This window comes from Lysinibacillus sp. FSL L8-0126 (assembly GCF_038630385.1).
GTDB classification, from domain to species: domain Bacteria; phylum Bacillota; class Bacilli; order Bacillales_A; family Planococcaceae; genus Lysinibacillus; species Lysinibacillus fusiformis_D.
Window position 1 is genome coordinate 2048793 of the sequence record NZ_CP152028.1, and the last position, 24014, is coordinate 2072806.

General features: G+C 37.1%; 15 protein-coding genes. 9 read left to right on the forward strand and 6 right to left on the reverse strand.

Annotated elements, in window-relative coordinates; all coding sequences use genetic code 11:
• Window positions 1-296 precede the first annotated feature (296 nt).
• From MHI34_RS10030 to MHI34_RS10040, 3 genes are all read right to left on the reverse strand, one after another.
• A complete protein-coding gene (locus MHI34_RS10030; protein WP_342504388.1) occupies window positions 297-3464 on the reverse strand; it encodes an amino acid adenylation domain-containing protein in 3168 nt (1055 codons plus the stop codon).
• Between the two features lie 135 nt (window positions 3465-3599).
• Window positions 3600-5348, reverse strand: coding sequence for a methyl-accepting chemotaxis protein (locus MHI34_RS10035; protein WP_036118985.1), 1749 nt, complete (start codon window positions 5346-5348; stop codon window positions 3600-3602).
• A 538-nt stretch (window positions 5349-5886) separates the two neighbouring features.
• A complete protein-coding gene (locus MHI34_RS10040; RefSeq protein ID WP_036118983.1) occupies window positions 5887-6351 on the reverse strand; it encodes a hypothetical protein in 465 nt (154 codons plus the stop codon).
• Window positions 6352-6501: 150 nt separating this feature from the next.
• On the opposite strand from MHI34_RS10040, the gene MHI34_RS10045 reads away from it, so the two are divergent.
• Both MHI34_RS10045 and MHI34_RS10050 read left to right on the forward strand, forming a co-directional pair.
• Window positions 6502-7839, forward strand: a complete 1338-nt coding sequence (locus tag MHI34_RS10045; protein WP_101967020.1) for an AAA family ATPase — start codon at window positions 6502-6504, stop codon at window positions 7837-7839.
• Complete coding sequence (locus tag MHI34_RS10050) at window positions 7832-8563, forward strand: hypothetical protein (RefSeq protein WP_036118980.1); 732 nt, start codon at window positions 7832-7834, stop codon at window positions 8561-8563. Before MHI34_RS10045 ends, MHI34_RS10050 begins: the two co-directional genes overlap by 8 nt.
• 43 nt (window positions 8564-8606) lie before the next feature.
• On the opposite strand, the gene MHI34_RS10055 is transcribed toward MHI34_RS10050, so the two are convergent.
• Window positions 8607-13697 (reverse strand): DUF4132 domain-containing protein, encoded by a 5091-nt coding sequence (locus MHI34_RS10055; RefSeq protein WP_342504389.1) that lies wholly within the window; start codon window positions 13695-13697, stop codon window positions 8607-8609.
• 13 nt (window positions 13698-13710) lie between these two features.
• Window positions 13711-14130, reverse strand: coding sequence for a hypothetical protein (locus tag MHI34_RS10060; protein ID WP_058843580.1), 420 nt, complete (start codon window positions 14128-14130; stop codon window positions 13711-13713).
• A gap of 573 nt (window positions 14131-14703) precedes the next feature.
• Between MHI34_RS10060 and MHI34_RS10065 the strand changes: the two genes are divergently transcribed.
• The 3 genes from MHI34_RS10065 to MHI34_RS10075 all read left to right on the forward strand — a co-directional run bounded on the left by MHI34_RS10065 (window position 14704) and on the right by MHI34_RS10075 (window position 18902).
• A complete protein-coding gene (locus tag MHI34_RS10065; RefSeq protein ID WP_036119005.1) occupies window positions 14704-15993 on the forward strand; it encodes a glycoside hydrolase family 18 protein in 1290 nt (429 codons plus the stop codon).
• 126 nt (window positions 15994-16119) lie between these two features.
• Window positions 16120-18333, forward strand: coding sequence for a YcdB/YcdC domain-containing protein (locus tag MHI34_RS10070; protein WP_036118974.1), 2214 nt, complete (start codon window positions 16120-16122; stop codon window positions 18331-18333).
• Window positions 18334-18428: 95 nt separating this feature from the next.
• The gene (locus MHI34_RS10075; RefSeq protein ID WP_244508184.1) at window positions 18429-18902 is read left to right on the forward strand and encodes a YusW family protein; all 474 of its coding nucleotides are present in this window, start codon (window positions 18429-18431) and stop codon (window positions 18900-18902) included.
• A 51-nt stretch (window positions 18903-18953) separates the two neighbouring features.
• Here the strand turns inward: MHI34_RS10075 and MHI34_RS10080 are convergent, their stop codons facing one another.
• Complete coding sequence (locus MHI34_RS10080) at window positions 18954-20939, reverse strand: catalase (protein ID WP_342504390.1); 1986 nt, start codon at window positions 20937-20939, stop codon at window positions 18954-18956.
• A gap of 150 nt (window positions 20940-21089) precedes the next feature.
• Between MHI34_RS10080 and MHI34_RS10085 the strand changes: the two genes are divergently transcribed.
• The 4 genes from MHI34_RS10085 (at window position 21090) to MHI34_RS10100 (ending at window position 23844) form a co-directional block, all read left to right on the forward strand.
• Complete coding sequence (locus MHI34_RS10085; protein ID WP_036124642.1) at window positions 21090-21524, forward strand: MarR family transcriptional regulator; 435 nt, start codon at window positions 21090-21092, stop codon at window positions 21522-21524.
• 50 nt (window positions 21525-21574) lie between these two features.
• Window positions 21575-22558 carry a ring-cleaving dioxygenase gene (locus tag MHI34_RS10090; protein WP_342504391.1) on the forward strand — a complete coding sequence of 328 codons (984 nt, stop codon included), beginning with the start codon at window positions 21575-21577 and terminating at the stop codon, window positions 22556-22558.
• A gap of 62 nt (window positions 22559-22620) precedes the next feature.
• Window positions 22621-23238 carry a nitroreductase family protein gene (locus tag MHI34_RS10095; protein ID WP_036124638.1) on the forward strand — a complete coding sequence of 206 codons (618 nt, stop codon included), beginning with the start codon at window positions 22621-22623 and terminating at the stop codon, window positions 23236-23238.
• 63 nt (window positions 23239-23301) lie between these two features.
• A complete protein-coding gene (locus tag MHI34_RS10100) occupies window positions 23302-23844 on the forward strand; it encodes an NADPH-dependent FMN reductase (RefSeq protein WP_271911067.1) in 543 nt (180 codons plus the stop codon).
• Window positions 23845-24014 lie beyond the last annotated feature (170 nt).

Sequence of the window (24014 nt, forward strand, 5' to 3'; positions counted from 1 at the left end):
TTTTTGTTATAGCAATGGAAGCAGCTCTCTATTAAACATTGTAATTGTTTCGGCAGATGGATAAAGGATGTTGTGAATCGAGAACGAGCTAGAAAGTTCTTTCTTGGCTCGCTTAATATTAATGGTATCAAACAAATGAGGTTTATAGCACATGCCCAACCAAGCAATGCTCATTGCTGATCCTGCAAAAGCCTGTATTTCTTAAATTTTCGTTAAACACCAGAAGGGAGTACTTAAAAAAAGTATCCCACTCTGTTAGTGTTAACGATATGCAAATAGCTGTATATCCTGTTTGATTATCTTATGTTGACTTGACTTGGAGCAGGGAAGTAGCCTGTATCTATTCCATATTGAATCATTCTGTGAATAAAGGCTGTATTAGGTACTGCACATTCAATTTTCGTATTGACTAAAAATTCTAGTGTTTTTTTGCAATTGAAAATAAACGGGGAATCACCAGCTCCATCACCTTCAAGCTGAGCAATGGCTAACGATAAATATTCCTGTGCTTCTTTTGTATGCTCACTATGCAATAGCCAATTTGTATATTCCTGTGCTGAAACGATTGATAGATCATAGCCAAATTCCTTAATCATGTCGATTAATTCTAAATAAGGAAGCGATACAGGATTACATAAATGGAAGACATGACCGTTTGCTGCTGGCTGACTTGCCAGAGAAACGAGTGCTTGGCTCGCATAATTAATAGGAGTAAAGTCAACATGCCATTGTGCAGTAGGTGTTTTACCTAAATAAAGCATCGATTTAATCATACGGTAAAAGGCATTGTCATCAATATTACGTTGGAATTTGCCTGTTTCAGAGTGACAACTTAAATTTCCTACACGATAAATGGAAATAGGAATGGCATCATTTACAGCATTTCGAACAAGATTTTCCGCCTCTAGCTTACTTTGGGTATACACATTATTAAGCTTCACATCGTAATTAAAATTACCTTTTGCCTCATTTGAGCCCCATTGAATGGCAGCTAACTCCTCTGGAATACCAATTGTTGATACATAATGGAAATGCATACCCGGTTTTCGTTTAGCTATTTCAAGCAAATGGCGAGTACCATTCACATTGACATTATTGAAATGGTCAGCCGCACCAAAATGACGTACATCGGCACCACAATGAATGATTGCATTGATTTTTTCCAGCAACATTTGTTCAGCTTCATCAGATAAATCAAGTTGTTGCTTTCCTAAGTCGCCTGGGATAACTGTGACACGCTCTTTCATAGGATGAACAAGATCGTTGCCAAAGTAAAATTGCATACTATCCATTAGCTTGTCCTCAATCGTTGCATGGGCACCTGGTCGAATAAGACAGCAAATATGTGCATTTGTTGTTGTTAACAGCTCGTATAATATATGGCTTCCTAAATAACCTGTAGCTCCTGTTAATAATACCGATGTCATTGGCAAGGGTCTTACAGTTTGAGAGACTTGCAGCGGACTTGGCTCCATTAAATCCTTAAAAACAAGATTAGCTGGTTGCTCTTGATTGTCATTAGCTTCCGGCTGATAATGACGGATATATTGATCTAGCTCTGCAATCGTTTGGTAGTGGAAGAAATCTTGTATTTTTAAGAATGGTATATGCTTTTTCACTTGTACAAGAATTTCAAGCACTTTTAATGAATGACCTCCAATATGGAAGAAATTATCGTGAATGCCTATTGGCTCGATACCAAGTGCCTTTTCCCATGCGGTAGCTAGCAGCTGCTGTATATTATTTTGGGGTGCGCTGTATGCATGGCTACGCGATAAAACCACTTCCAGTGATGCTAGTTGTTTTCGATCGATTTTTCCTGTAGGAGAAAGCGGCATTTCAGGCAATTCTATAAAACGCTCAGGCACCATATAATCTGGTAGAAGAGTTGACAGGTAGTCTCTTAAAATATCTTCCTCAAGTTGTATACCACTAGTCACTGTATAGTAGGCAAATAAATGATTGTTACCATCGGACTTTTTCTTCGCAATGATTACGACTTCCTGAATGTTAGGATGATTGCTTAACACCGTTTCAATTTCTCCAAGCTCAATACGGAAGCCCCTTACTTTGATTTGTGAATCCTTGCGCCCAACAAATTCAATAATACCACTAGGTAATAGGCGAACTAAATCACCTGTACGATACATTTTTTGTTCTGGCTTCAATAGATGAGGTACAAATACCTCAGCCGTTTTTTCTGGCTGATGTAAATAGCCTGCTGCTAAACCAGCACCTGCAATACATAATTCTCCAGTTTCATGAACTGGGCAAAGCTGCTCATCGTCATTAACAACATACATCTCATAATTAGCGATTGGTCTGCCAATAGGAATACTGGATTGTTTATCTATTATAGAATCCTTTATCTTGAAGTAAGAGGACAATACTGTACATTCAGTTGGTCCGTAAAGATTAATAATCTCTGTAGTTAATCCAAATTTTTCATGCCATTTTTGAACGACAGCAGGTAATAGAGCTTCGCCACCAACAGATAGGTAGTTTAGTGTTGTCAGTTTTTCTCGGTATTCTACAGGTAAATGTGTTGCTAGCTGTGTAAAGAAAGCATTGGGTACAGTGGCAGCGGTTACTTGCTCACGACCAATCATATCAGCAAATGCTTCAATCGATAGACGTTCCACACTTGTTAGCATATGAAGCCTTGCTCCAGAAAAGAAAGCGGTAAAAGTCTCTGTTACTGATGGGTCAAAACTATAGGAGATAAACTGAGAATATACATCGTCTTGTGTTGAATGGTAGATTCTTTGATTATCTGTAATCAAATTAATAACAGATTCATGTTTAAGCATAACCCCTTTTGGTTTGCCCGTAGAACCAGAAGTATAAATAATATAGGCTAGGTCGGATGGATGTATTTCACAAGTTAGATTTTCCTGTGAGTAGCCTTTTTCTGATTGGTTGATCGTTAACACTGTACGTGTTTGGGAATCATTATGTATGAAATCATTCAGTAATGCTGTATGTTCGTTTTTCGTTAGAATAAACGGGGCACCTGTATCGTTTAATAGATACTGACACCGTTCTTTCGGGTAGCTTGGATCAATAGGAACATATACACCACCAGCTTTCAGGACACCTAAAAGGCTGATGATTGTTTCTTTACTTCGTTCCATAACGATTGCCACATAGTTTCCTTTTTGCAGACCGTTTGCTATTAGCATGTGAGCAACTTGATTGGATTGTTCATTTAGCTGATGGTAGGTCATCTTACCATTTTCAAAGGACAATGCAATGCGTTCAGCAAACTGTTGTGCTGCCTGATAAAATACGTCAGGTATTGTGGTGTTTTGATCGTAGTCAGCTAATGTTTGGTTTAAAGTTTGATAGGCTAGTAAATCTTCTTCGTTCAACAGTTGTGTACGATTGGATGGTAGAGTTTGTGGCTCATAAGAATGCGTATTATTCTCTAATGGGTATACATCAAATTCTCGTTTATTATTCAATCATGACAACTCCTATTTTAGAAAAGGGCAGACACTTATGAAGGAGTGTTTATGCCATTAGTTCCACAGAAAATGAATCATTCTCAGAATTCTAACGGACATACATCTCCTGATAAGAGCAGCCCTTTCGCTTTTTTATTTCACTACAAAGGTATTAACAACATTTAATAGTTCATCAGATAACTCGGATAATACTTGAGCTTCTTCAGAAACTCGTTGTACGGTATTCAGCTGAGAGGCAGAAGTTGCGGCAACTGCTCTCGTATTGTCTTTTGAATTGATAGAGAAGTCTTCCATATCTTTAACAGCAGATGTTACTTCTTCCATACCAGCTGCCATTTCTTCAATCGTAGCAGAAAGCTCTTGAATTTGTCCTGTTACATGATGAATGGAAGTTAGAATCTGGCTAAATGATTTTTCTGAATCATTAATCATAACAATTCCATGATCGACCTCTTCTACAGCGTGAACCATGATATTGACAGATTCGTTTGTATCATGCTGGATATGAGAAATAAGTGTAGAAATTTCCCGTGCAGATGCCTCAGACTGTTCAGCAAGCTTACGTACCTCGTCAGCAACCACTGCAAACCCACTACCAGCTTCTCCAGCACGGGCAGCTTCGATGGCTGCATTCAATGCCAGTAAATTTGTTTGGGAAGCGATTCCCGTAATAATGCCCACAATTTCTTCAATTTTATTGGAGTGATCGCCAAGTAATTTAACAGAAGCAGCAGACTGATTTACAGCTTTACTAATCGCATTCATTTGTGCAACTGATTTATTTGTCGATTCATTACCTCTTTCAGCTTCCTCTGATGCTAAGATAGAGGATTCTGAAATTTGATTGGATGTCATCGCAATGCGTTGGATACCAATACTCATTTCTTCAATAGTAATCGTACTCTCTTTTGCCTTTTGAACTTGGAGATCCGCACCACTCGCAATTTCTTGCATAGAAGAAGCTACATTATTATAAGAATCGGAAGCTTCCTGCATATTTGCCGATAAAACGTTGGCTGTGTTTGACACACGAGCAGAAACGTTTGTTGTACTTTTAATGACAGTTTTTAGATTTTCAATCATTAAGTTAAAGTTTTGTGTGAGCGTTCCTATTTCATCTGTAGAAGTAACGGATAATGGTTCAAGCTCTAAATTACCTTCTGCTACTTTTTTAGATTGTAAGGAAAGCTGTTGAATTGGTGTTAATTTTTTTCTCAAAAGAGTGTATACAGCAATAGATGAACCAATTAAGAAAATAACAGTGACTAATAATGTCCATAGAGCTTCAGACATGGCTTTTCCAGTTACCATCGATACGTCATAGTCAATGGCATATGCAGCCAACATATCACCATTTTCATCTAAAATGGGTGTGAGGCCCGTTTTGTAGCTACCAAACTCATCGCTATAAATATCTGTTGCTGTTGCTTTTTTTGTGTTAAAAACCTCTTTGATTCTTGCTAGGAAATCGGGAGATAAACCCATAGCAATCATATCTTGATTATATTCAGCACCTAGTTCTAGTATACTAGATGAAAGAACAGGTGCATTAATATTTTCTCCATTAACCGTAATTAAAAATAGATTGGTAATGCTATCAGAATTGTCATTGATCGCATCCATTTCTCTTGTTAATTTTAAGGCGTCGGAGTTACTGTTTGTTGGATTATCTAGTATTGATTTCAACGTATTGATATCAATCGTTTTTGCTAAGATCATGCCTTTGTCAGAGAGCGATTGATCCATATCTGTTAAATTACTATTTCTGACAATATAATAAGAAAGGCCTAAAGTAACTAAACCAAATAATAATAAAATACTTACCATTATTACGGTTAGTTTTTTGCTAATGGACATATGCTGCTTCTTGCGTTTTTTCATACTTTTCCTCCTAATATGATATAACAAATATTTCAAGCTAAGGATAAGAAATGGATAATTTAGTCAATGTACTGCACATTGAAGATTGTGATGTTATTCGTAGAAGTCCAGATGCATATTAAATATTTATGAATGCAAAGTAATCTATTTATCCCCTAACATTAAACTACTATACTGCCAAAAAAATTGATTCACAACCCAGAAAACTTACTATTTAAAGTCTAGATTTATAAAATTAAAGAATGGAATTTAGTTTTTTAGTCTGTCTATTTTGTATTTTAGTCTGTATTTTTACAAAAATTCGAACGATTACTAGTATAAAAAAGAAGTTTGCTTGGAACTAGTCGATTTCAATTGAATTAAAAATTTGGTGGATATCCTATTTTTCAACTCCTTGTTAGGGCTTTTTACTTATTTTGTAATGTCTGATATGCTTGAGAATGCTATGGTTTTCTGTCATTTTTATTATGGGAATAAAATGAAAAAAAGGTTATTTCTTTATTCAAAGATGAACAAAGAAATAACCTTTTCTAATTGGCTATGGTCGAGGATTACCAAAGATACCTGGTAAAATATTAGGCAATCCTGGTATTAATGGTGGTGGGAAACCGGGATATTGCCCTCCTGGACGTGGTGGATAAGGTTGCGGCGGATAGGGCTGTGGTGGATATGGACGTGGAGGATAGGGTTGCGGTGGATAAGGTTGTGGCGGATATGGACGTGGAGGGTATGGTTGCGGCGGATAAGGTGGTGGATAGGGTGGTGGATATGGCGGAGGATAGGAACTACCAGGTGGTGTACCTGTACCTGCGGCAGTAATTTGACTAACATCCACAGTCACTATTTGACCGTTATCTAGCTGGATTTCAGCTGTTCTTCCTCCAGTGCCAAATGTTCGAATCAATGTACCTGCATAAGTACCTGTGGGGAGTGTTACCCATATTTTCATACCTGGGCGAAATTGACTGTTAAAATCATCAGGAGCTAATCTAGGATAAACCAATGAAACACACCTTTCTTCATTTTTTCTAACATATGCCTATTGCGATAATTGCCATAGGCTTTAGGCTAGTCGATACTTAAGGTTGAAATTGTTATAAAATATAACGATTTTCATTATAATAAGGAAAAAGGTTAAAAGGATGTTTAGCAAATGGCGATTATTAAAATAAAAAAGATGAACATACAAAATTTACGAAATGTAAGACAAGGCGAAATTGTACTAGGAGTAAATTTTGAGACATTTCTACAAGCAAATGTTGTAGGGCTGTATGGACAGAATGGCTCTGGAAAGACAACCATTGTGGATGCATTTGAAATATTAAAGACACTTATATCGGGTTGGCTTGCTGAAGTGAAACTACCCTCACAAGAAAAACGACTTATCTTAGCAGGTGAGCAAACAGCCTGCATAGATGTCGAATTTTTAGTTGAAAATCAATTTGGGACGTTTTATGTAAATTACTATGTGGAGCTACAGGAGGATCAGCATCGGTTATATACAACGCTGGAACGTCTTAGCTATCGAGAAAATGCTAAAGGGAAGCGTTCAAAGATATTAGTAGCTGTAACAGAGAAGGACGTCCGAATTCGTCAATCAAAACTGGCTGATTTAAGTGAGCAGGCACGTATCCAATTACTTGTTATTCAACAGTTAGCAAGAAAGCAATATATGTCATTTCTATTCCATAAAGATGTAAAGCCATTGTTACAGGAACGACTTTCGGAGCAAGAAATGCAACTACTTCAAAATATTGCGGTTGATTTTAATAGAGACTTACATGTTGTTAATAATCAAAATATAGCACCATTATTTGAAGAACGGATCATGCCGTTTAGTATTCATTTAGAGAAAACGAGAGGTCTAATACCTTACGATTTAAAGGGACCAGCAATATTACGAGAGGATGCATTCTATGCATTATGTGAAGTAATTGAGCAAAGTAACCGTGTGTTAACGGCTATTATTCCGGGTCTAACTATTAAAATTAATGTGATTACAAAGCAAATGATGGATAATGGTGAGCCGGGAATTCGTTTTGAATTTTTATCACAGCGTGGAGAGAGGGAATTACCGCTGCGAACAGAGTCTGAGGGGATTTTAAAGATCATTTCTGTTCTTAGTGTATTGATAGCTGTCTACAATAATCCGAATGCCTGTGTGGTTATTGATGAATTAGATTCGGGAGTATTTGAATATTTGTTGGGTGAGTTGTTAACAGTGATAGATGAGGATGGAAAAGGACAACTTATTTTTACATCCCATAATCTACGTGTGTTAGAGGTGCTAGCTATTAAAAACTTATGGTTTACAACGACAAATGAAAATCACCGCTATATGCAGCTAAAAGGCATTAAAGAAGTAAATAATGCTAGAGATGTCTACTTACGTGCTATTCAACTTGGTGGACAGGATGAAGATGTCTATAAGGAAACCAAAACATTTAAAATTAAACGTGCTTTTCGTAAAGCGGGTGTTCAGTATGACTAAAAAGGTACTCTTAATCATTGTGGAAGGACAAACGGAGCAAATTATTTTAGAGGATTATTTAGATGCTCACTTTGCGAATTCAACCATACGTTTTGATGTACAACGTGAAGATATTTTGACAAAATGGGATGCCCATAAACGTATCCCGAATATTAAAAATAGTGTGGTACGAGTAATCCAAAGCTATCTTGAAAAATATAAATTTTTAGCAAATGATTTAACTGCTGTCGTTCATATTACAGATACGGATGGTTGCTTTATTGCACCGGAATGTGTCAAGGTAGATGAGAAAATTGAGCAAAATTTATTTTATACTGAGGATGCTATTTTAGTGAAGTCAGCTAAGCGTAAAGAACAAATTGAACAACGTAATGATATGAAAGCGAAGAATGCTAAAATTTTAATTGCCAACGACCATTTTAGCATTAATCGTATGAAAGTACCTTATCAATTGTTTTATTTCTCTACGAATTTAGAGCATGTTTTATGGGATGAGCGCAATGAAATCCCAACAGAAAAAATACAAAAAGCAGATGCGTTTATGGACAATCTATCTGGCACAATTGAAGAATATTTGAGAGCCTATCTCCCGGTTAGTTCAGAGCTACCTTATAGGGAAAAAATAAAGAAAAGTTGGTCGTTTTTAATGGAAGGTTGCCATTCATTGCAACGAGGTACGAATGTACCACTATTATTTGAAATGATTAAAACGGATGTACAATAAAAACAGGTGACTTGTTTTGTCACCTGTTTTTACTTGGCTTACATTAGCGCATTTGTTCATAGCTACGAATATGAGTTAAAATGGCAGGATCTTTAATTTTAGTATCTTCACTTAGTAATAACAGTTTTGACATGATTTCGGCTGTGCGTGGATCATCATCCACCATTGGTAAGAAAATTCGTCCACGATGCTGTGATGGAACAGCAATAATCGGAATCATCGAACCACCTACTTGATGCACCACACCGCTTCCTAAATGTAAGGAGTAGCTTGCTAGCTTACCTTCAATGAGGGCATGCTGTTTTTTCACTTCCACATTGTTTAGCTTCAATAATTTAGCTAATTCTTCTACAATAATACTGCGCATATCAACAGTAGAATGACTTGCCTCAGGATCTACACCACCAATATGAGCAACGCTGACAACAAGGTCAATATCTCGCATAACCTCAGAGAATATCGTAGCAGGAATAACATCTAACACGATATTTTTGCCGGTTAGACGATCATAGAAGTAAACCCCTTCGATTGCAGGTGCTTCAATTTCTGCTGGGGTAAACCAATCTGCCTGTGCATACAAGGATGCCACAATATTTTCCTTGTAATACACTTTACGAGGACCTGTTTCATAACTCATTTGCCAGCCTCGTGTTTTCAGCAAAGCTATTGTTTGTGATGGATTTACCTGATGTCCTGCATAGCGCAATGATTGTTTTTGTGCTTTTTCATCTGCATTGATGAGATATAACTCACGGAACACTTGCTTAAATGGTTGTTGTATTTTGTGCTCAAACATATAGGCTTGCCACTGTCTCCATTGACCACTTTCTAAAAGGTGATAAGGGTGGGCAATCTTGATGGCGGACGTTGGTGCCAGTGCCACAATGTCAGCAGATAAAAGCTGTAAGCCATCTGGTGTAAGCATGCCAACATGTTCATCACTGATAAAGATGAGCTTTTGTAAAAGGGGAGCTAGAATCGGATGAGCTAATAAATGGATAAGCTCATCAGCTGAAAATACGGTTTCTAATTCCATAGCCTGCTCCAGTGCTGGACGCGCCCGTTTATATTGTTCTTGTAAATCTTTTCGAGCTTCCTGCAAGGTTACAATAGCAGCATGTTTTTTTAATGCAGCAGGAATATTCTTTAGACGTTTACCATCCTTTTCAACGACAATGGCTACAGACGCATCTTCTTCAATTTGCAAATGAGCTGTAATTTGCTCGATTTGTTGTGCTTTAAATAAATACTTGATGTCGTTAAAGGCTGATAATTCCATACGCCATGTAAAGCGTGTGGCTTCTCCATCACCAGCATTGCGTGCTAAGTTTTCTAGTGCAATACTGGCTGCGCGTGCTTCACTAGCCCGGCGTTGCGCACCAAATTGCTTACTTTCCTTTAAAAATTGTTGAATAAATTGATAGCGTGTTAGGGCATCTTTATCATCAGATTTATTTAAAGGAATCAGGCCAAGTGCGCGTAATTTATCTTTATTACGCTTGTCTTGAATTTCTTGCATAAATGGTTTGGGACTGAGCTTACCGATAGCCGTATCTGCATAAAGCTGTGCCCGACGATGGTTGGCTCCTTCAGAAGCATATTTTGCTGCATCATAGACGAGTTTGAATTTTTTTGCACCAAGTGTTTCGTAGGCACTTTGGAACCAAGCTAAATCGAATGCACCATCACGAAAATCCTCAGCAGTTATGCTAGAGAAGAGGGCAATCTGATCTTTGGCAAAGTCTGATAAAGAATCAGTTGTATGGGCGATAAAATACCAGGCTGATTCCTTTAATCCATCCCAGTCAATGACCTCACTGACAAGGTCTATCCAATGCTGGTTGTACATCATGGCTTCGATTAAACGTTCTTTTGAAATATCTGTTTGTTCCCACGCCTCTTTTAATTGCTGTGCCGTTTCTTCTTTTTTAGGGTAGCAGCTAGTTAGCAATCGAGAGAATACATCCTTTTTCGTTTCGGCTTGCCAAATATAACCTCGCGCAAGCTTTTCTCCATCAAGTGCCTGTAGAATTTGTAAGAAATAATGAATACCCTCAAAATAAGAAATATTACTAGCAAGCTTGGTTACAGTGGTAGGTGTATCACCACGCTTTAGCTCTATGGCTAAAATACGATCAATCGCTTGTTCACGAATAGCAAAAAAATCTGTTAAGTCTTCAAATGACTGCTGATAGCGTTCTAGTAATTTATTAGGCTCGTTAAATATTTCTGAAGCAAGTGTATCAGTAAAGATGGCTTCAAATAAATGATCCTGTGTCAATAACCCAGCCTTCATAGCATCTAAATATTGGAACAGTGATAAATTGTATACATTAGCACTATAGCCTTCGTTTTTCATACGCTTTGTAAGCTCTTCATTGATCGCGAGCATTTTGACATATTCACCATAGGTTGAGTAACCAGACCAGCATCGCTCTACAAATGTCTCAATAACATCCAAATCAATAATAGTAGATGTAGAACGATAGTAATAATAACTTTGCTCTCTAACATCAAGCTGCCACTGATCTGCAGGGATTTGTTTGAATAGCTGTAGCATTATGCCGATAGCCTGTTCAAAGCTATTAAATTCAGGAGCATGCTTTTCTAGTAATGAGAGAGCTTCTTTATGCAACATTGTCTCTCCTGAAATTTTATCGCTATCTTGCGATAGCACAGAGAAAATTTGTTGAATCGTATAGTTATATTTCAAGGAATCAAATTGAACAACTCGTGCTTTAATTTCTTCGTATTGGAAGAAAGGTTTAATAAGTGTATGGGCTGCATCGGAAAGATCATGGGCAGCAGGGTATTCTGATAGATTATTGTAGAAATTAAAATAGACTAAGTCCTCACGGCTAAATAGAGATGATTTGATCCATTGAACAATTTCCTCAGGAATAGGATAAGCATCTAGACTAGCATCTCGCCGACTGTCCGTTTTATCTGTCAGGACACTATATTGTTGTCCTAACGTTGTAGTAATAGGCGTATCATTCCATTGGTACGTCTCATACTCAAGTTCAGCATGTTCATCAAGTACTTGGATAAGTTGCTCAAGCTTCGACAGCAATTTTTCAATATCATATTGAAAAAATTGTTCAAATGGTGTCGGTGTCTGTACATAGAAAGGAACAAGCTGCTGCCAAGGTTCTTCACCATTCATTTGAATGGCCCCATCGGCAATACGATCATATTGAATAGGGGAATGCGGCGTATATAAGCCAAAGCCATTGCGCTCGTTATACTGTGGTACATCCCTTGCTACTAATTGTTCTAACAGAACTTGTTCACTTTTTGTTATTTTTGGTAATAAGGAACATAAAGTGGTAATTTGCTCACTCGTTAAATTGTCGTCCTTAGAAGCTTCTAACAGTAATTCAAGTCCTCCAAGCCTTTTTAACTGCTTACTATCTTTTATCAGTCGTTCAGCACTTTGCAATAACGGGTCCTGTGGTTGAGCTTTTAACAAGGAGATAGCCTCTTTACGAAGTGCCCCTGATTTATTAGCTAAAAGATCTTCAATTTTTACGATTTCTTCTTCGGTTGGTGTCAGAGCATGTATTTTTTTCAATGCAAGAGAACGATTGATGGAGCTGCGATCTCGTAAAGAATTAAATAAAAATTCACGTTGACCTTGTGTTTTAGGATCAAGACAATAAATATTAAGTAAGCCGATTCTACTTGATGGTGAGTAGGAATCTGCCTGTGCAATAATTCGTTGGAATAATACCTCATCTTGTACATGATGGGCCAAAATAATTTGGGCTGAAATTAAATCTTCTAATGATAAATGGACATGGACAAAGGATAAAGGTTTACCTGTAATATTCAGCCCTTCTTTTGTAACTTCATTCTTAGCCCATTCTAGTTGTTCGAATAATAGATATTCAATGCCTTGCAACTGTGCATTTTCTTGCATGAATTTTTGAAGGTTTTGATCCCATTCATGATCTCTTGCATACTCGCTATTAATATAGTGGTTAGCATAGAGGAAATTGCCCCATGCAAAGGCAAATAACTCGATATCTTTCGTCGTTAAAATTAAATCCTTCACAAATGGCGCTGTAAATGAGGTCTTAGATAAATTTTTTAAAAAGGCAAGCGTTGTAAGCTGGATATGTTTGTTACGCTTTAAGAGCGTTGTCACGACAGCATCTAGCCTTGTATAGTCTCTTGTAGCAGTTGCCCATAATGCGACATAAATATCAATTGTACGTTCACTCTTTAGTAGCTGTTCAACAAAGTTATCTTCTTCGATGGCTTGGACAGCTAAAGCTAAAACTTCCTCCGTCACTTTTTGATTTTCAAAGCTATTATAGCCAAGCCCCATCCAAGTATCGACTGCTCGAATCACAGAGGAGAAGCGTGTTAGTTGATGTTCTTGAATAAGTTTCATCATTTTTAGCTGTGCAACAAGATTGCCATGGTCAATATTTTCAACGATTGCTTGTCGTAGCCCTTCTTGACGGGCAGCTGCTACTAATAATTTGCCAAGAGCCTCGTGCATACGGTGGTTATTGGACTTAAAAATACCCCGAATGAACGGATGACCGAAAAAGCTACTGTGATGCTCATCAAATAAAATACTTTCCACTACCTCTTCAATAGAAGGATTTTCTAAAGAGAGTTCGTCAGCAAGCAACTGTTCAAAGACGTTAAAGCCCATTACTTTTATATTTTCATTCTTCAAAACGTAAGAGCTGTAATTGGGATAGGTACCATGTTCGTATTGATGATGATTCGCTAGTAACTCCTCCAAAGTAATTTCCTCAAAGGTCAGCATTTCTTCTATTAATTGTAAACACTGGAATAGATGATCCTGCACGGGTTGAGATGAACGAAATGATCGACGTAAAACATCGGTTTGGAACATTGTAGCATCAAAACGTAATGCTAGTTTCTTAATCTTTAGTGCACGTTCTTGTGAAGAAAATAGCGTAAGCACGTCAAATAGTGGACCACTAAATAGCTCTTCAAGTGTTGAATTTTGTTGAGCAGCAATCAGCTGTTCTATTTCATAATCTCTGTTGTCCATATATTTTAGTAATGCTGCAGCTAATGGCTGTATAGCTATAGGTGCGGAATCGACTATACCTTGAAAATATGTTTTTTGTTCATGTGAAAGTGTCATGAAATATCCCTCCTTACCAAATGCGTCCTGCAAGCATAGTTAATTTAATGAATGTAAAAACATCGTCTTCCTGTATGGTTAAAGGTGTAGTAAGAGAATCTAGCGATTCCTCATTGTGAAGGACCAAGAACAGCTCATCTTGAAATGCTTGAAGCATATTGGACATGGCTTGGTCAACTGACTGTAAAGAATCATTTTTCTTCTCTCCAAAATGTACTTTCCCATACTGGGTTGCGTCATCTAATTGCTGATCCGTTAAGTAAAGATGAAGTGGTGTATCGACCATTTTTTCATTAAATTGTTGTACCTGCTGTGTCACAAGTTGAACAAGTAAATCTTGTAAAGTTGTAACAGGCTCATCAATAGAAAATGGAATTTTTTGAAGCTTACGAGATTTCTTGCCGATTACTTTTTGCTGGTAAAATAAACGCAATCTAACACCTCCTTACAATAATTTCATTATACAAGAGTGGTGATAGTGAAAAGAATAAGGCATATGATACTAGTTGCGTTAAATATTTCGGGAAAAGTGCGACAAAAACTAGCGTACAGAGACTTATGTATAAGGTAGAAAGAGGGGGAATTTATACAGAAGGATATGTCATATATAGAACGTTTGTACGATAAATATTTTAGGGTTGTGTATCATTTTGCGTTTTCTTATACAAATAGTAGAGAAGAAGCAGAAGATAGGACACTAGATATATTGAAAACATTAAAATGAAGGGAAAGTAAAAACATGGATATTATCGAGTACATGGCATACAGCAGTAGAATACATAGCAAACAAAAAATCAGGTGAATGGGGGTTCCGAAGCCTTAGGAAATTATTATTCATACACTAATAAAAAAACTATTTTAAAAAGGATGATAAAATACACCATCCAAAAATTCATCCACTATTCGAAGTAATAGATTTTTGTGGTGTTGTAGCAAGACATCTTTTCTTATCGGGTTTCATAAGATTTATAGGTATGATTTTATCAAGCGAGAAGGAGGCAAAATCATTCAAATACATGTTGTACGGGCTGGCGAGTCTTTATGGGGTATTGCGCAGGCGTATGGGACTACGGTTCAGAGTATTGTAGAGGCCAATCAAATTCCCGATCCAAATCGTTTAGTTGTGGGGCAAGCTCTTGTGATCCCAATTGTCGGAAGTTTTTATTATGTACAGCCAGGCGATAGCTTATGGTCAATCGGGCAACGCTTTGGTATTAATTATGTAACGCTTGCTCAAGTAAATGGTATTAATCCCAATCAACCATTAGCTATTGGAACGAGATTATATATTCCACAACCGCCAAAAACCAGGGCAGAAACATTGGCGTATTTAGAGCCCAGAGGAACATCTGTTAGCGAGGCCCTCTTGAATCAGGCTAGGGAAGCGGGTCCCTATTTAACATATTTAGCTTTATTCAGTTATGAGGCAAGAAGGGATGGAACCCTACAGAGACCACCGAGTCAAGGTGTGACACAAATTGCGGATGATACGGGAGCATCTCTGGCTATGGTTATTTCCAATCTGGAGAATTTTAGTTTTAGTGGCGAGTTAGCGAGAGATATTTTTCAAAGTACGGCTGTTCAAGATTTATTATTTGATAATATTCTTGCAGAAGCAAAGCGACTTGGGGAAGTGAAAGATATCCACTTTGACTTTGAAAATTTGCCAGCAGATCAACGACAAGCTTATAACAATTTTTTAAGAAGAGCTGTCGAAAAATTCCATGCTCAAGGATATACAGTGTCTACCGCACTAGCTCCAAAAACAAGTGATAGTGAACGAGGTCCATGGACAGCAGCACATGATTATAGGGCGCATGGAGAAATAGTCGACTTTGTTTTACTCATGACCTATGAATGGGGATATTCTGCAGGACCGCCAATGGCCGTTTCGCCTCTCCCTGAGGTAGAAGCTGTTGTAAAATATGCGATTAGTGAAATACCTGCAAGTAAAATTATGCTTGGACAAAATTTATATGGCTATGACTGGACGTTACCTTTTGTACAGGGTGGACCGTACGCGGAAGCACTTAGCCCACAAAGAGCCATTGAAATTGCCAAACGTTATAATGCAGCAATTCAGTTTGATTGGCGAGCCCAAGCACCATTCTTTGAATACTATGATGAGCAAGGTAGGGCACATATGGTGTGGTTTGAAGATGCTAGATCTATTCAAGCAAAATTCAATCTTATTAAACAATATAATCTCCGTGGTATTGGTTATTGGAAGTTGGGGCTACCATTCCCTCAAAATTGGGTATTAATTGGAGCCAATTTTGATGTGGTGAAGAAATAACATGAGGAAGGAAAATAGGGTTTACCCAATGTATTTTCTTCTAAGTGGAAATTATCTGTAAAAAACATTTCTAAATATCGGAAAATACATTATAATTATGGTAAATAGTATTTTAGGAGGGATATTTTGGGTAAATTTAAAAAGTTAGGTATTATTTTGACGTCAACAGCATTTTCTGTTGGTATTTTAGCACCAATTTCGCATGTATCTGCAAATGTAAAGGAATCATCGGAGCGTATCGAAATTCAGGTAGCTTCAACTGAAACAAAAGTTACAAAAAACATGCTGATAAAAAAATTACGTTCACTATTCCCAGAAGAGTTCAAATTTGTAGCGGATAATGACTTTAATTCTGGACCAGGTCATTTTTATAGAGATGATACAACGGTTCGATATGAACTAAACTTCTATAAGACAATTAATGGTAAAGATGCACATGGTAGTTTTGTATTTAAGGGCGATGATTTAGAACTAGAAAGTTTTTATTATCAGCCTGCAAATATAGCAGAAGCAATCTATCCAGCAAAGTATTCAGAGAATGAGGCGCAAAAAATTGCACAAAAATTCCTGGGTAAATTTGTTGATTCGGATAATTACAAACTTCGTGATGATTATAACGAATATGGTTTTAATATTACTAGACCGTTATCAGAACCAATTACTTACTCCTTTGTCTATTCACCAATTTATAATGGGGTTCTTATTGGAGATCAAAGTATTACTATTCATGTTCTGGCAAATGGTGAAATTACGGGGATGTCTAGTAATGCAGAATCTATTAGTAAAGCTTCCTTTGATCGTTTAGATCAAAAAAAGAATGAGGAAGATATGCTGGCACAAGTTCGTGATAATTTAGCTGTCGAGCTTCGTTATTATATTGATTACGACTACAGATCTAATCAACGTAATGTGAAGCTTGTGTATACGCCTGCCACAGGGTTCAATGGTGTACATGCTCTAAATGGGCAATGGCAGACAGCAAATGGTTTTACTGAGCAATTGCCGAAGACAAAGAGTGTTGAGAAAATTTCAGCACAGCCATTACCACCAAGAAAGAACGGTATGACGGCAGCTGAGGCTGAAGAGTTCGCGAAAAATTTCTTAAAGGTTGATGAGAGTAAAGCGAAGCTCAATATAGAATTAGTAGATGAAAGAGAAAATGACAATGGTGAGACGATATACTCTGTAAACTATACGTATATGTATGGCAATGGTGGATCTGGTAGCTCTTTAGAAATCAATAAGGCGACAGGTGAACTAGTTCAGTATCATGACCTATCGAGAGATTTTTTAGTAGATAACAAAGTAAATGCTATTTCGAAGGACGCTGCATTGAAGAAGGCAACTGATTACTTGAAGGAATGGGCACCTTCATATCTACATGAGTATTCAATGCCAATCGAGGATGCTGTATTTGATCAATATAATAAGGAATATTACTTCACCTTCCCACGCATTATGAATGGAATTGCAGTTGTAGGAGATGGCTTATATGTAGGTATTGGCTCTGATGGATCTTTACGCTCACTAAGTGTATATAAGCAAAAGATAGATAGCTGGCCATCTATCAATAAGGTCATTTCAGCTGACAAAGCAAAAGAAGCCTATAGCAAGGCACTTACATTGCAACTACAATATGTAAAACAAGATATGGAGAATAAACAACATTATGATTTAGTGTATGCTCCTACGTACAATGGTAGTTTATTTAACCAGATTGATGCTATTTCTGGTGAATGGTTAAATAATGTAGATGACTCTAAAGAGAAGCCTGTTATTTCTCACCCAACGGCTGCCAAAGAGTTAAATTATTTATTAAATCAAAATGTGTTAGAGGTAAAAGATCTAGCAAACTTTAATGCGGATGCTGCTGTGACAAAAGGAGAAGCATTGAAAATTTTATTACATTCCTTAACATATGGTTACTATGGTAATGGAGATGGTGAAAAGCAATCCTTTAACAATATTGATAAAAAGCATCCACTCTATGGAGTAGTAGAACAAGCTGTTAAAATGGGGATCATACAGCCTGCAAATCAATTTGCATTGGATGCGACTCTGACTCGTCAAGAGTTCGCAGAGTGGTCAATCAAACTATTACAATTAGATAATGTTGCTAAATATAAAGATATTTATAAATTAAACTTTGCTGATGCAACTTCAATTGATCCAGCGTATACAGGCTATATTGCTTTAGCACATGGTATGGGTCTAATTGATGCACAGCAAAACAACTTTAATGCTACGAAGAGTGTGTCATATGCTGACTTGGCTATCTCAACAGTCCGTTTAGCAAAGGCTATTCAAGAAAATAAAGTTGATCACAACTTCTATTATTAATTAGCGTGTCATTAAAAGGACATTTCCTCATCAAAGGAGATGTCTTTTTTGGGTTAGTTTATAGCTGGATGGGGAAATAATATGGAAAGAAGGGAGTGTATAATTTGAAATTGAAATTTTTATTAACGATTTCTTTCATGACTGTTATTCTTTATGGCTGTAATAAGGATGAAGTAAAGGACGTACCTACTAACGCACCAGCAAATCAAAATGGTACACAGCAGACTGGTGATACGCCAACAGACCAAATGACCTTTAATTTTTTAGAGTTTTCATTAGATGTTGATTATTCTGCAACAGAGTCATATGAGGTAGAATATGAAGACAAAAAATCAGGTATAGAAGCGAAGTTACAGGATGACCGTAAGAATGAAAGACTGCAAGGGGATGAAGCTTATACAAAATTAGAGCCATTATTTAAGCAGTTAAATTTCGATTCGACAACACCTAATGATGAGGTAATCGATCAAGTAATTAAAGTATTTAATATTGAAGCCAACTACCAATCCATTGAAGTCGATGTTGAATTTGTTGACGGAAATGAAAAGGAATTTACACGAATTAAATAAGAGAAATACGCCAGCTAATAGATTCAATACGTTAGCTGGCTTTTCCATTCATTATCGTACCCAATGTCGATGCTTAGCAAGGAAACGAATAAAAGAATTCAGATTGTTTGCCACACCATTTTTATTGGCAAGATGCTGTAAAAACGAAACATTTTCCGTATAGCCTATTGTTTTACAGTGCTGATAGGCCTGTTCAATGAATTGTAGTGCTTTTGATTGCTGATCAGAATGCTGGAAAGCTCCAGTCACATAAACCCCATCATAAAGAACGGAGGAGGTAGTAGCTAATGTTTCTTGAATTTCAAAGCCATTTAGGATGCCTTGCTTAGTACTCACAAGTTCAACCACTATATTTTTACTTAACAATGTAGCCATTAGTTCGTTTAAGTTTTCACTACTATTGTCTGTTACAATCAGAGCTACTTTAAAAGATTTAACATTTTCGACTGCATTGATCATTTGGCTAACAGCAGGTGAGGTTTGTTGAGTATGTGGTACTTCTACTTGGATTGGTGGTACTATACCAATTTGATCAGCAATAGCTGATGCAAGTGTGTAGCTGACATGAGCAAACATATTTACAACTTGTTTTCGAATGTCTTTATTTTTTACTTTTCCAAGTTCGAAGCTAAAGGCATTAATAATATGCTTTTTCTCCACATCGGTCATACTGAGCCAGAATAATCTTGCTTGTGAAAAATGGTCTTTAAAGCTATCGCTACGTGCACGTACTTTGTGTCCTTCCAATTTTTCTTCATAATGTTTATATCCTCCGTCGCTTTCAGAGACAGGAGAGGGTGAGTTATTGGCTAAGGAGTTTTTATGGTAGCTAACTTGCCCGACATTAATGGTTTGTCGGCCATAGCCATCTCGTTGGTTATTATGGAAGGGACAGATTGGTTTATTAATAGGGATTTCATGGAAGTTCGGTCCTCCAAGTCTTATTAACTGAGTATCTGTATAGGAGAACAAGCGACCTTGTAGTAAAGGATCATTTGAAAAATCAATACCAGGTACAACATGTCCAACATGAAATGCAGCTTGTTCCGTTTCAGCAAAAAAGTTATCAACGTTTTTGTTCAGTGTCATTTTCCCAAGGATACGTACTGGAACTTCTTCCTCTGGCCATATTTTTGTTGCATCGAGAATATCGAAGCTAAAATTAAATTCATCCTCAACGGGAATAAGTTGGACACCAAGCTCCCACTCTGGGAAATCGCCTCGTTCGATGGATTCCCATAAATCTCTACGGTGAAAATCAGGGTCTTTTCCAGCGATGATTTGCGCCTCATCCCATACTAATGATTTAACCCCAAGTATAGGTTTCCAATGAAATTTAACAAAGTGTGCTTTTCCTTCAGCGTTGACAAGGCGATAGGTATTAACACCAAAGCCCTCCATCATTCGATAGCTTCGTGGGATGGATCTATCGGACATATGCCACATGACCATATGGGCAGATTCCTGATTATTTGCAATGAAATCCCAAAACGTATCATGGGCACTTTGAGCTTGAGGAATTTCGTTATTCGGTTCAGGCTTTACAGCGTGTACAAAATCGGGGAATTTAATGGCATCTTGAATAAAGAAAACAGGTATATTATTACCAACTAAATCATAATTACCTTCCTGTGTATAAAATTTTGTAGCAAAGCCGCGTACATCACGGACAGTATCAGCAGATCCTTTTGAGCCTGCAACGGTAGAAAAACGAACAAAGACAGGTGTTTTAGTTCCTTGTCCATTTAAAAATTGAGCCTTTGTAATGTCACTCGCGCATTTATAGGTTTCAAAGATTCCATGAGCTGCAGACCCGCGTGCGTGTACCACTCGTTCAGGAATTCGTTCATGATCAAAATGAGTCATTTTTTCACGAAAATGAAAATCCTCCAATAAAGTGGGTCCTCGTTCACCAGCTTTTAGTGAATGTTCATCTTCCGATATTTTTAATCCTTGGTTGGTTGTTAGAGGTTGATCTTTATCACTTACTCGGAATGCTTTTAGCTGTTGTTGTTTTTGATTGACGTCTTTTTTCATGTAAAATCCTCCTTTATAAGTTACAACTACATTCTACCCGTAGAAGAAGATGGCAAACGTGAGAAACAAAATGATTGCTGATTAAAAATGAATATGTTATTATTATCTCGAATTAAAGATAAATGAATTCGAAGTAAAAGAGGGAGTCGTATGAAGGAAGACAATCGTAACTTAAAAGCATTTACGGTCTTGTTCCGAGCATATCAAACGATTCAGGATGCCACTAAAAGAGATTTACTTCAATATGATTTAAATCAAACCGAATTTTCGGTTCTTGAATTTTTGTACCATCATGGAGAGCAGCCTATTCAAGCGATTGGTAAAAAAATATTAATTGCAAGCAGTAGTATTACTTATGTAATTGATAAGCTCGAGCAAAAAGGCTATGTATATCGAAAGGCATGTCCGAAAGATCGACGTGTTACGTATGTGTTATTAACTTATGAGGGACAGGCTTTAATGGAAAGGATTTTCCCTAGGCATGAACAAAAAATAAACGAGATTTTTGAAGTATTGGAATCGCAGGAGCTGGACACAATGATTTTGTCTCTTAAAAAAGTAGGTAAAAACGCTACTAATTATTAAAAAATTTTACACATATATCTCGAAGTCGAGATAAATGGGAGGAATATTGTATGAATCATTTAAAAGGTGTACACCATGTAACGGCTATTACAAGTAGTGCTGAAGAGAATTATAAATTTTTTACATTCGTTTTAGGTATGCGTTTAGTAAAGAAAACAGTGAATCAAGATGATATTCAAACATACCATTTATTCTTTGCAGATGATAAAGGTAGTGCAGGGACAGATATGACATTCTTTGATTTCCCAAACATCCCAAAAGGGGTACATGGAACAAATGAAATATCAAAAACTTCTTTCCGTGTACCGACGGATGCAGCTTTAGATTATTGGGTAAAGCACTTTGATCGATTGACTGTAAAACATACAGGTATTAAAGAACAGTTTGGTAAAAAAACATTGTCCTTTGTTGATTTTGACGATCAGCACTATCAGCTTATTTCTGATGAGCATAATACAGGAGTTGCTTCAGGCACGCCTTGGCAAGATGGTCCCATCCCAGTAGAATTTGCAATTACAGGTTTAGGGCCAGTATTTGTTCGTGTAGCTAATGTGAAATATTTTAAAGATATGCTAGAAAAAGTGATGCTTTTTAAAGAAATTGCAGAAGAAGGGGATTTCCATCTATTTGAAGTAGGTGAGGGTGGAAATGGCGCTCAAATTATTGTAGAGCATAACACTGTGTTACCTGTTGCTCGACAAGGCTTTGGTACGGTTCACCATGCAGCCTTTCGTGTAGAGAATCGTGCAGTATTAGATGAATGGACTGCACGTTTTGAAAGCTTTGGCTTCCATACATCTGGCTATGTAAATCGTCATTTCTTTGAATCATTGTATGCACGGGTAGCACCTCAAATTTTATTTGAATTGGCTACAGATGGTCCAGGGTTTATGGGTGATGAGCCATATGAAACGCTAGGTGAGAAACTGTCCTTACCACCGTTTTTAGAACCAAAGCGTGAGCAGATTGAAGGCCTCGTTCGTCCAATAGATACTGTAAGAAGCTCCATTACGTTCGATAAAGAATATGAGTAATATTATTTCATTCAGTAGGGTTACTACTGGATGAATACATAACTATATTGGAGGTTTAATAAGTGGAATTTTCCAAGCTGATTGATAAGCGTCGCTCTGCTAATAATTTTATCAAGGGCGTTAAGATGACTGAGGAAGATATTCGTCCTATTTTGGAGGATGTTAAGCTCGCCCCATCAGCATTTAACTTACAGCATGCAAGCTATATCGTTGTGCTGGATGAGGATATGAAGGAAAAGGTGCGAGAGGCGGCATTTGGTCAATATAAAGTGCATTCAGCTTCAGGGGTAATCCTTGTCTTAGGTGATAAAGATGCTTATAAAGATACTGCTGAACTAAGTCAAGGTATGGTTGATTTGGGTATAATAACAGCTAGTGAACTAGTAGAAATTGTTGCAGAGAATACTAAATTTTATGAAGAACGTGGTGAGACATTTATGAAGGATGAAGCTATTCGAAATGCGTCTTTGTCTGCCATGCTATTTATGCTTGCTGCAAAAAATCGCGGCTGGGACACTTGTCCTATGATTGGTTTTGATCATCAGAAATTGCGAGAACTATTTCATGTGCCAGAAACCAAAGAGATAGCACTGATGATTACAATTGGGAAAGAAAAAGAAGACAGTCGTCGCTTACGAGGCTATCGCAAGCCAGTTGAAGAATTTGCCACTTATTATTAATGTGGTATAAAATAGAATTGCTATACAAATACTATGAATAATGTACATTTAGGAGGAAACATCATGAAAGTGGTAGCTATCGTTGGTAGTATCCGTAAAGAATCTTATAATATGCAATTAGCTCAATTTATTCAAAAACGTTATACAGAAAAGTTAGATCTTGAAGTTTTAAGCTTAAAGGATCTACCAATGTATAATCAAGATATCGAAAATGAAGCACCGCAAGAGGTTCTTGATTTTAAAGCAAAAGTAAAGGCGGCAGATGCTGTACTATGGGTGACACCAGAATATAATGGTACAGTACCAGGCGTTATGGTCAATGCCATTGATTGGCTATCTCGTGTAGATAAAGTAATGATTGGTAAACCATCTATCATTATGGGTGCATCTATGGGGAACTTAGGTACTGTAAAAGCGCAATTACATTTACGCGATATTTTATTCTCTCCTGGCATTAACTCACCATTACTAAGCGGCAATGATGTTTACATTGGTGCTGTTCACACTAAATTCGATGCAGAAGGCAATTTAACTGATGAAGGTACAGTAAAATTCCTTGATGTAGTCATCGATAACTTTTTAAACTGGGCAAAAAAATACATTTAATTAAAATCTGACCCATAAGTATACTTTACTTATGGGTCATCTTATTAGAAAAATAAGAATGGCAGTTGAGCAAAGCAAAGTTGATTTCCTTTGTGAACGATCACTTTGTTCTTTGCATAGAGCTAAGCTTTCAAGGATCATCCGATGAACTGTTTCACCCACATTGTTCT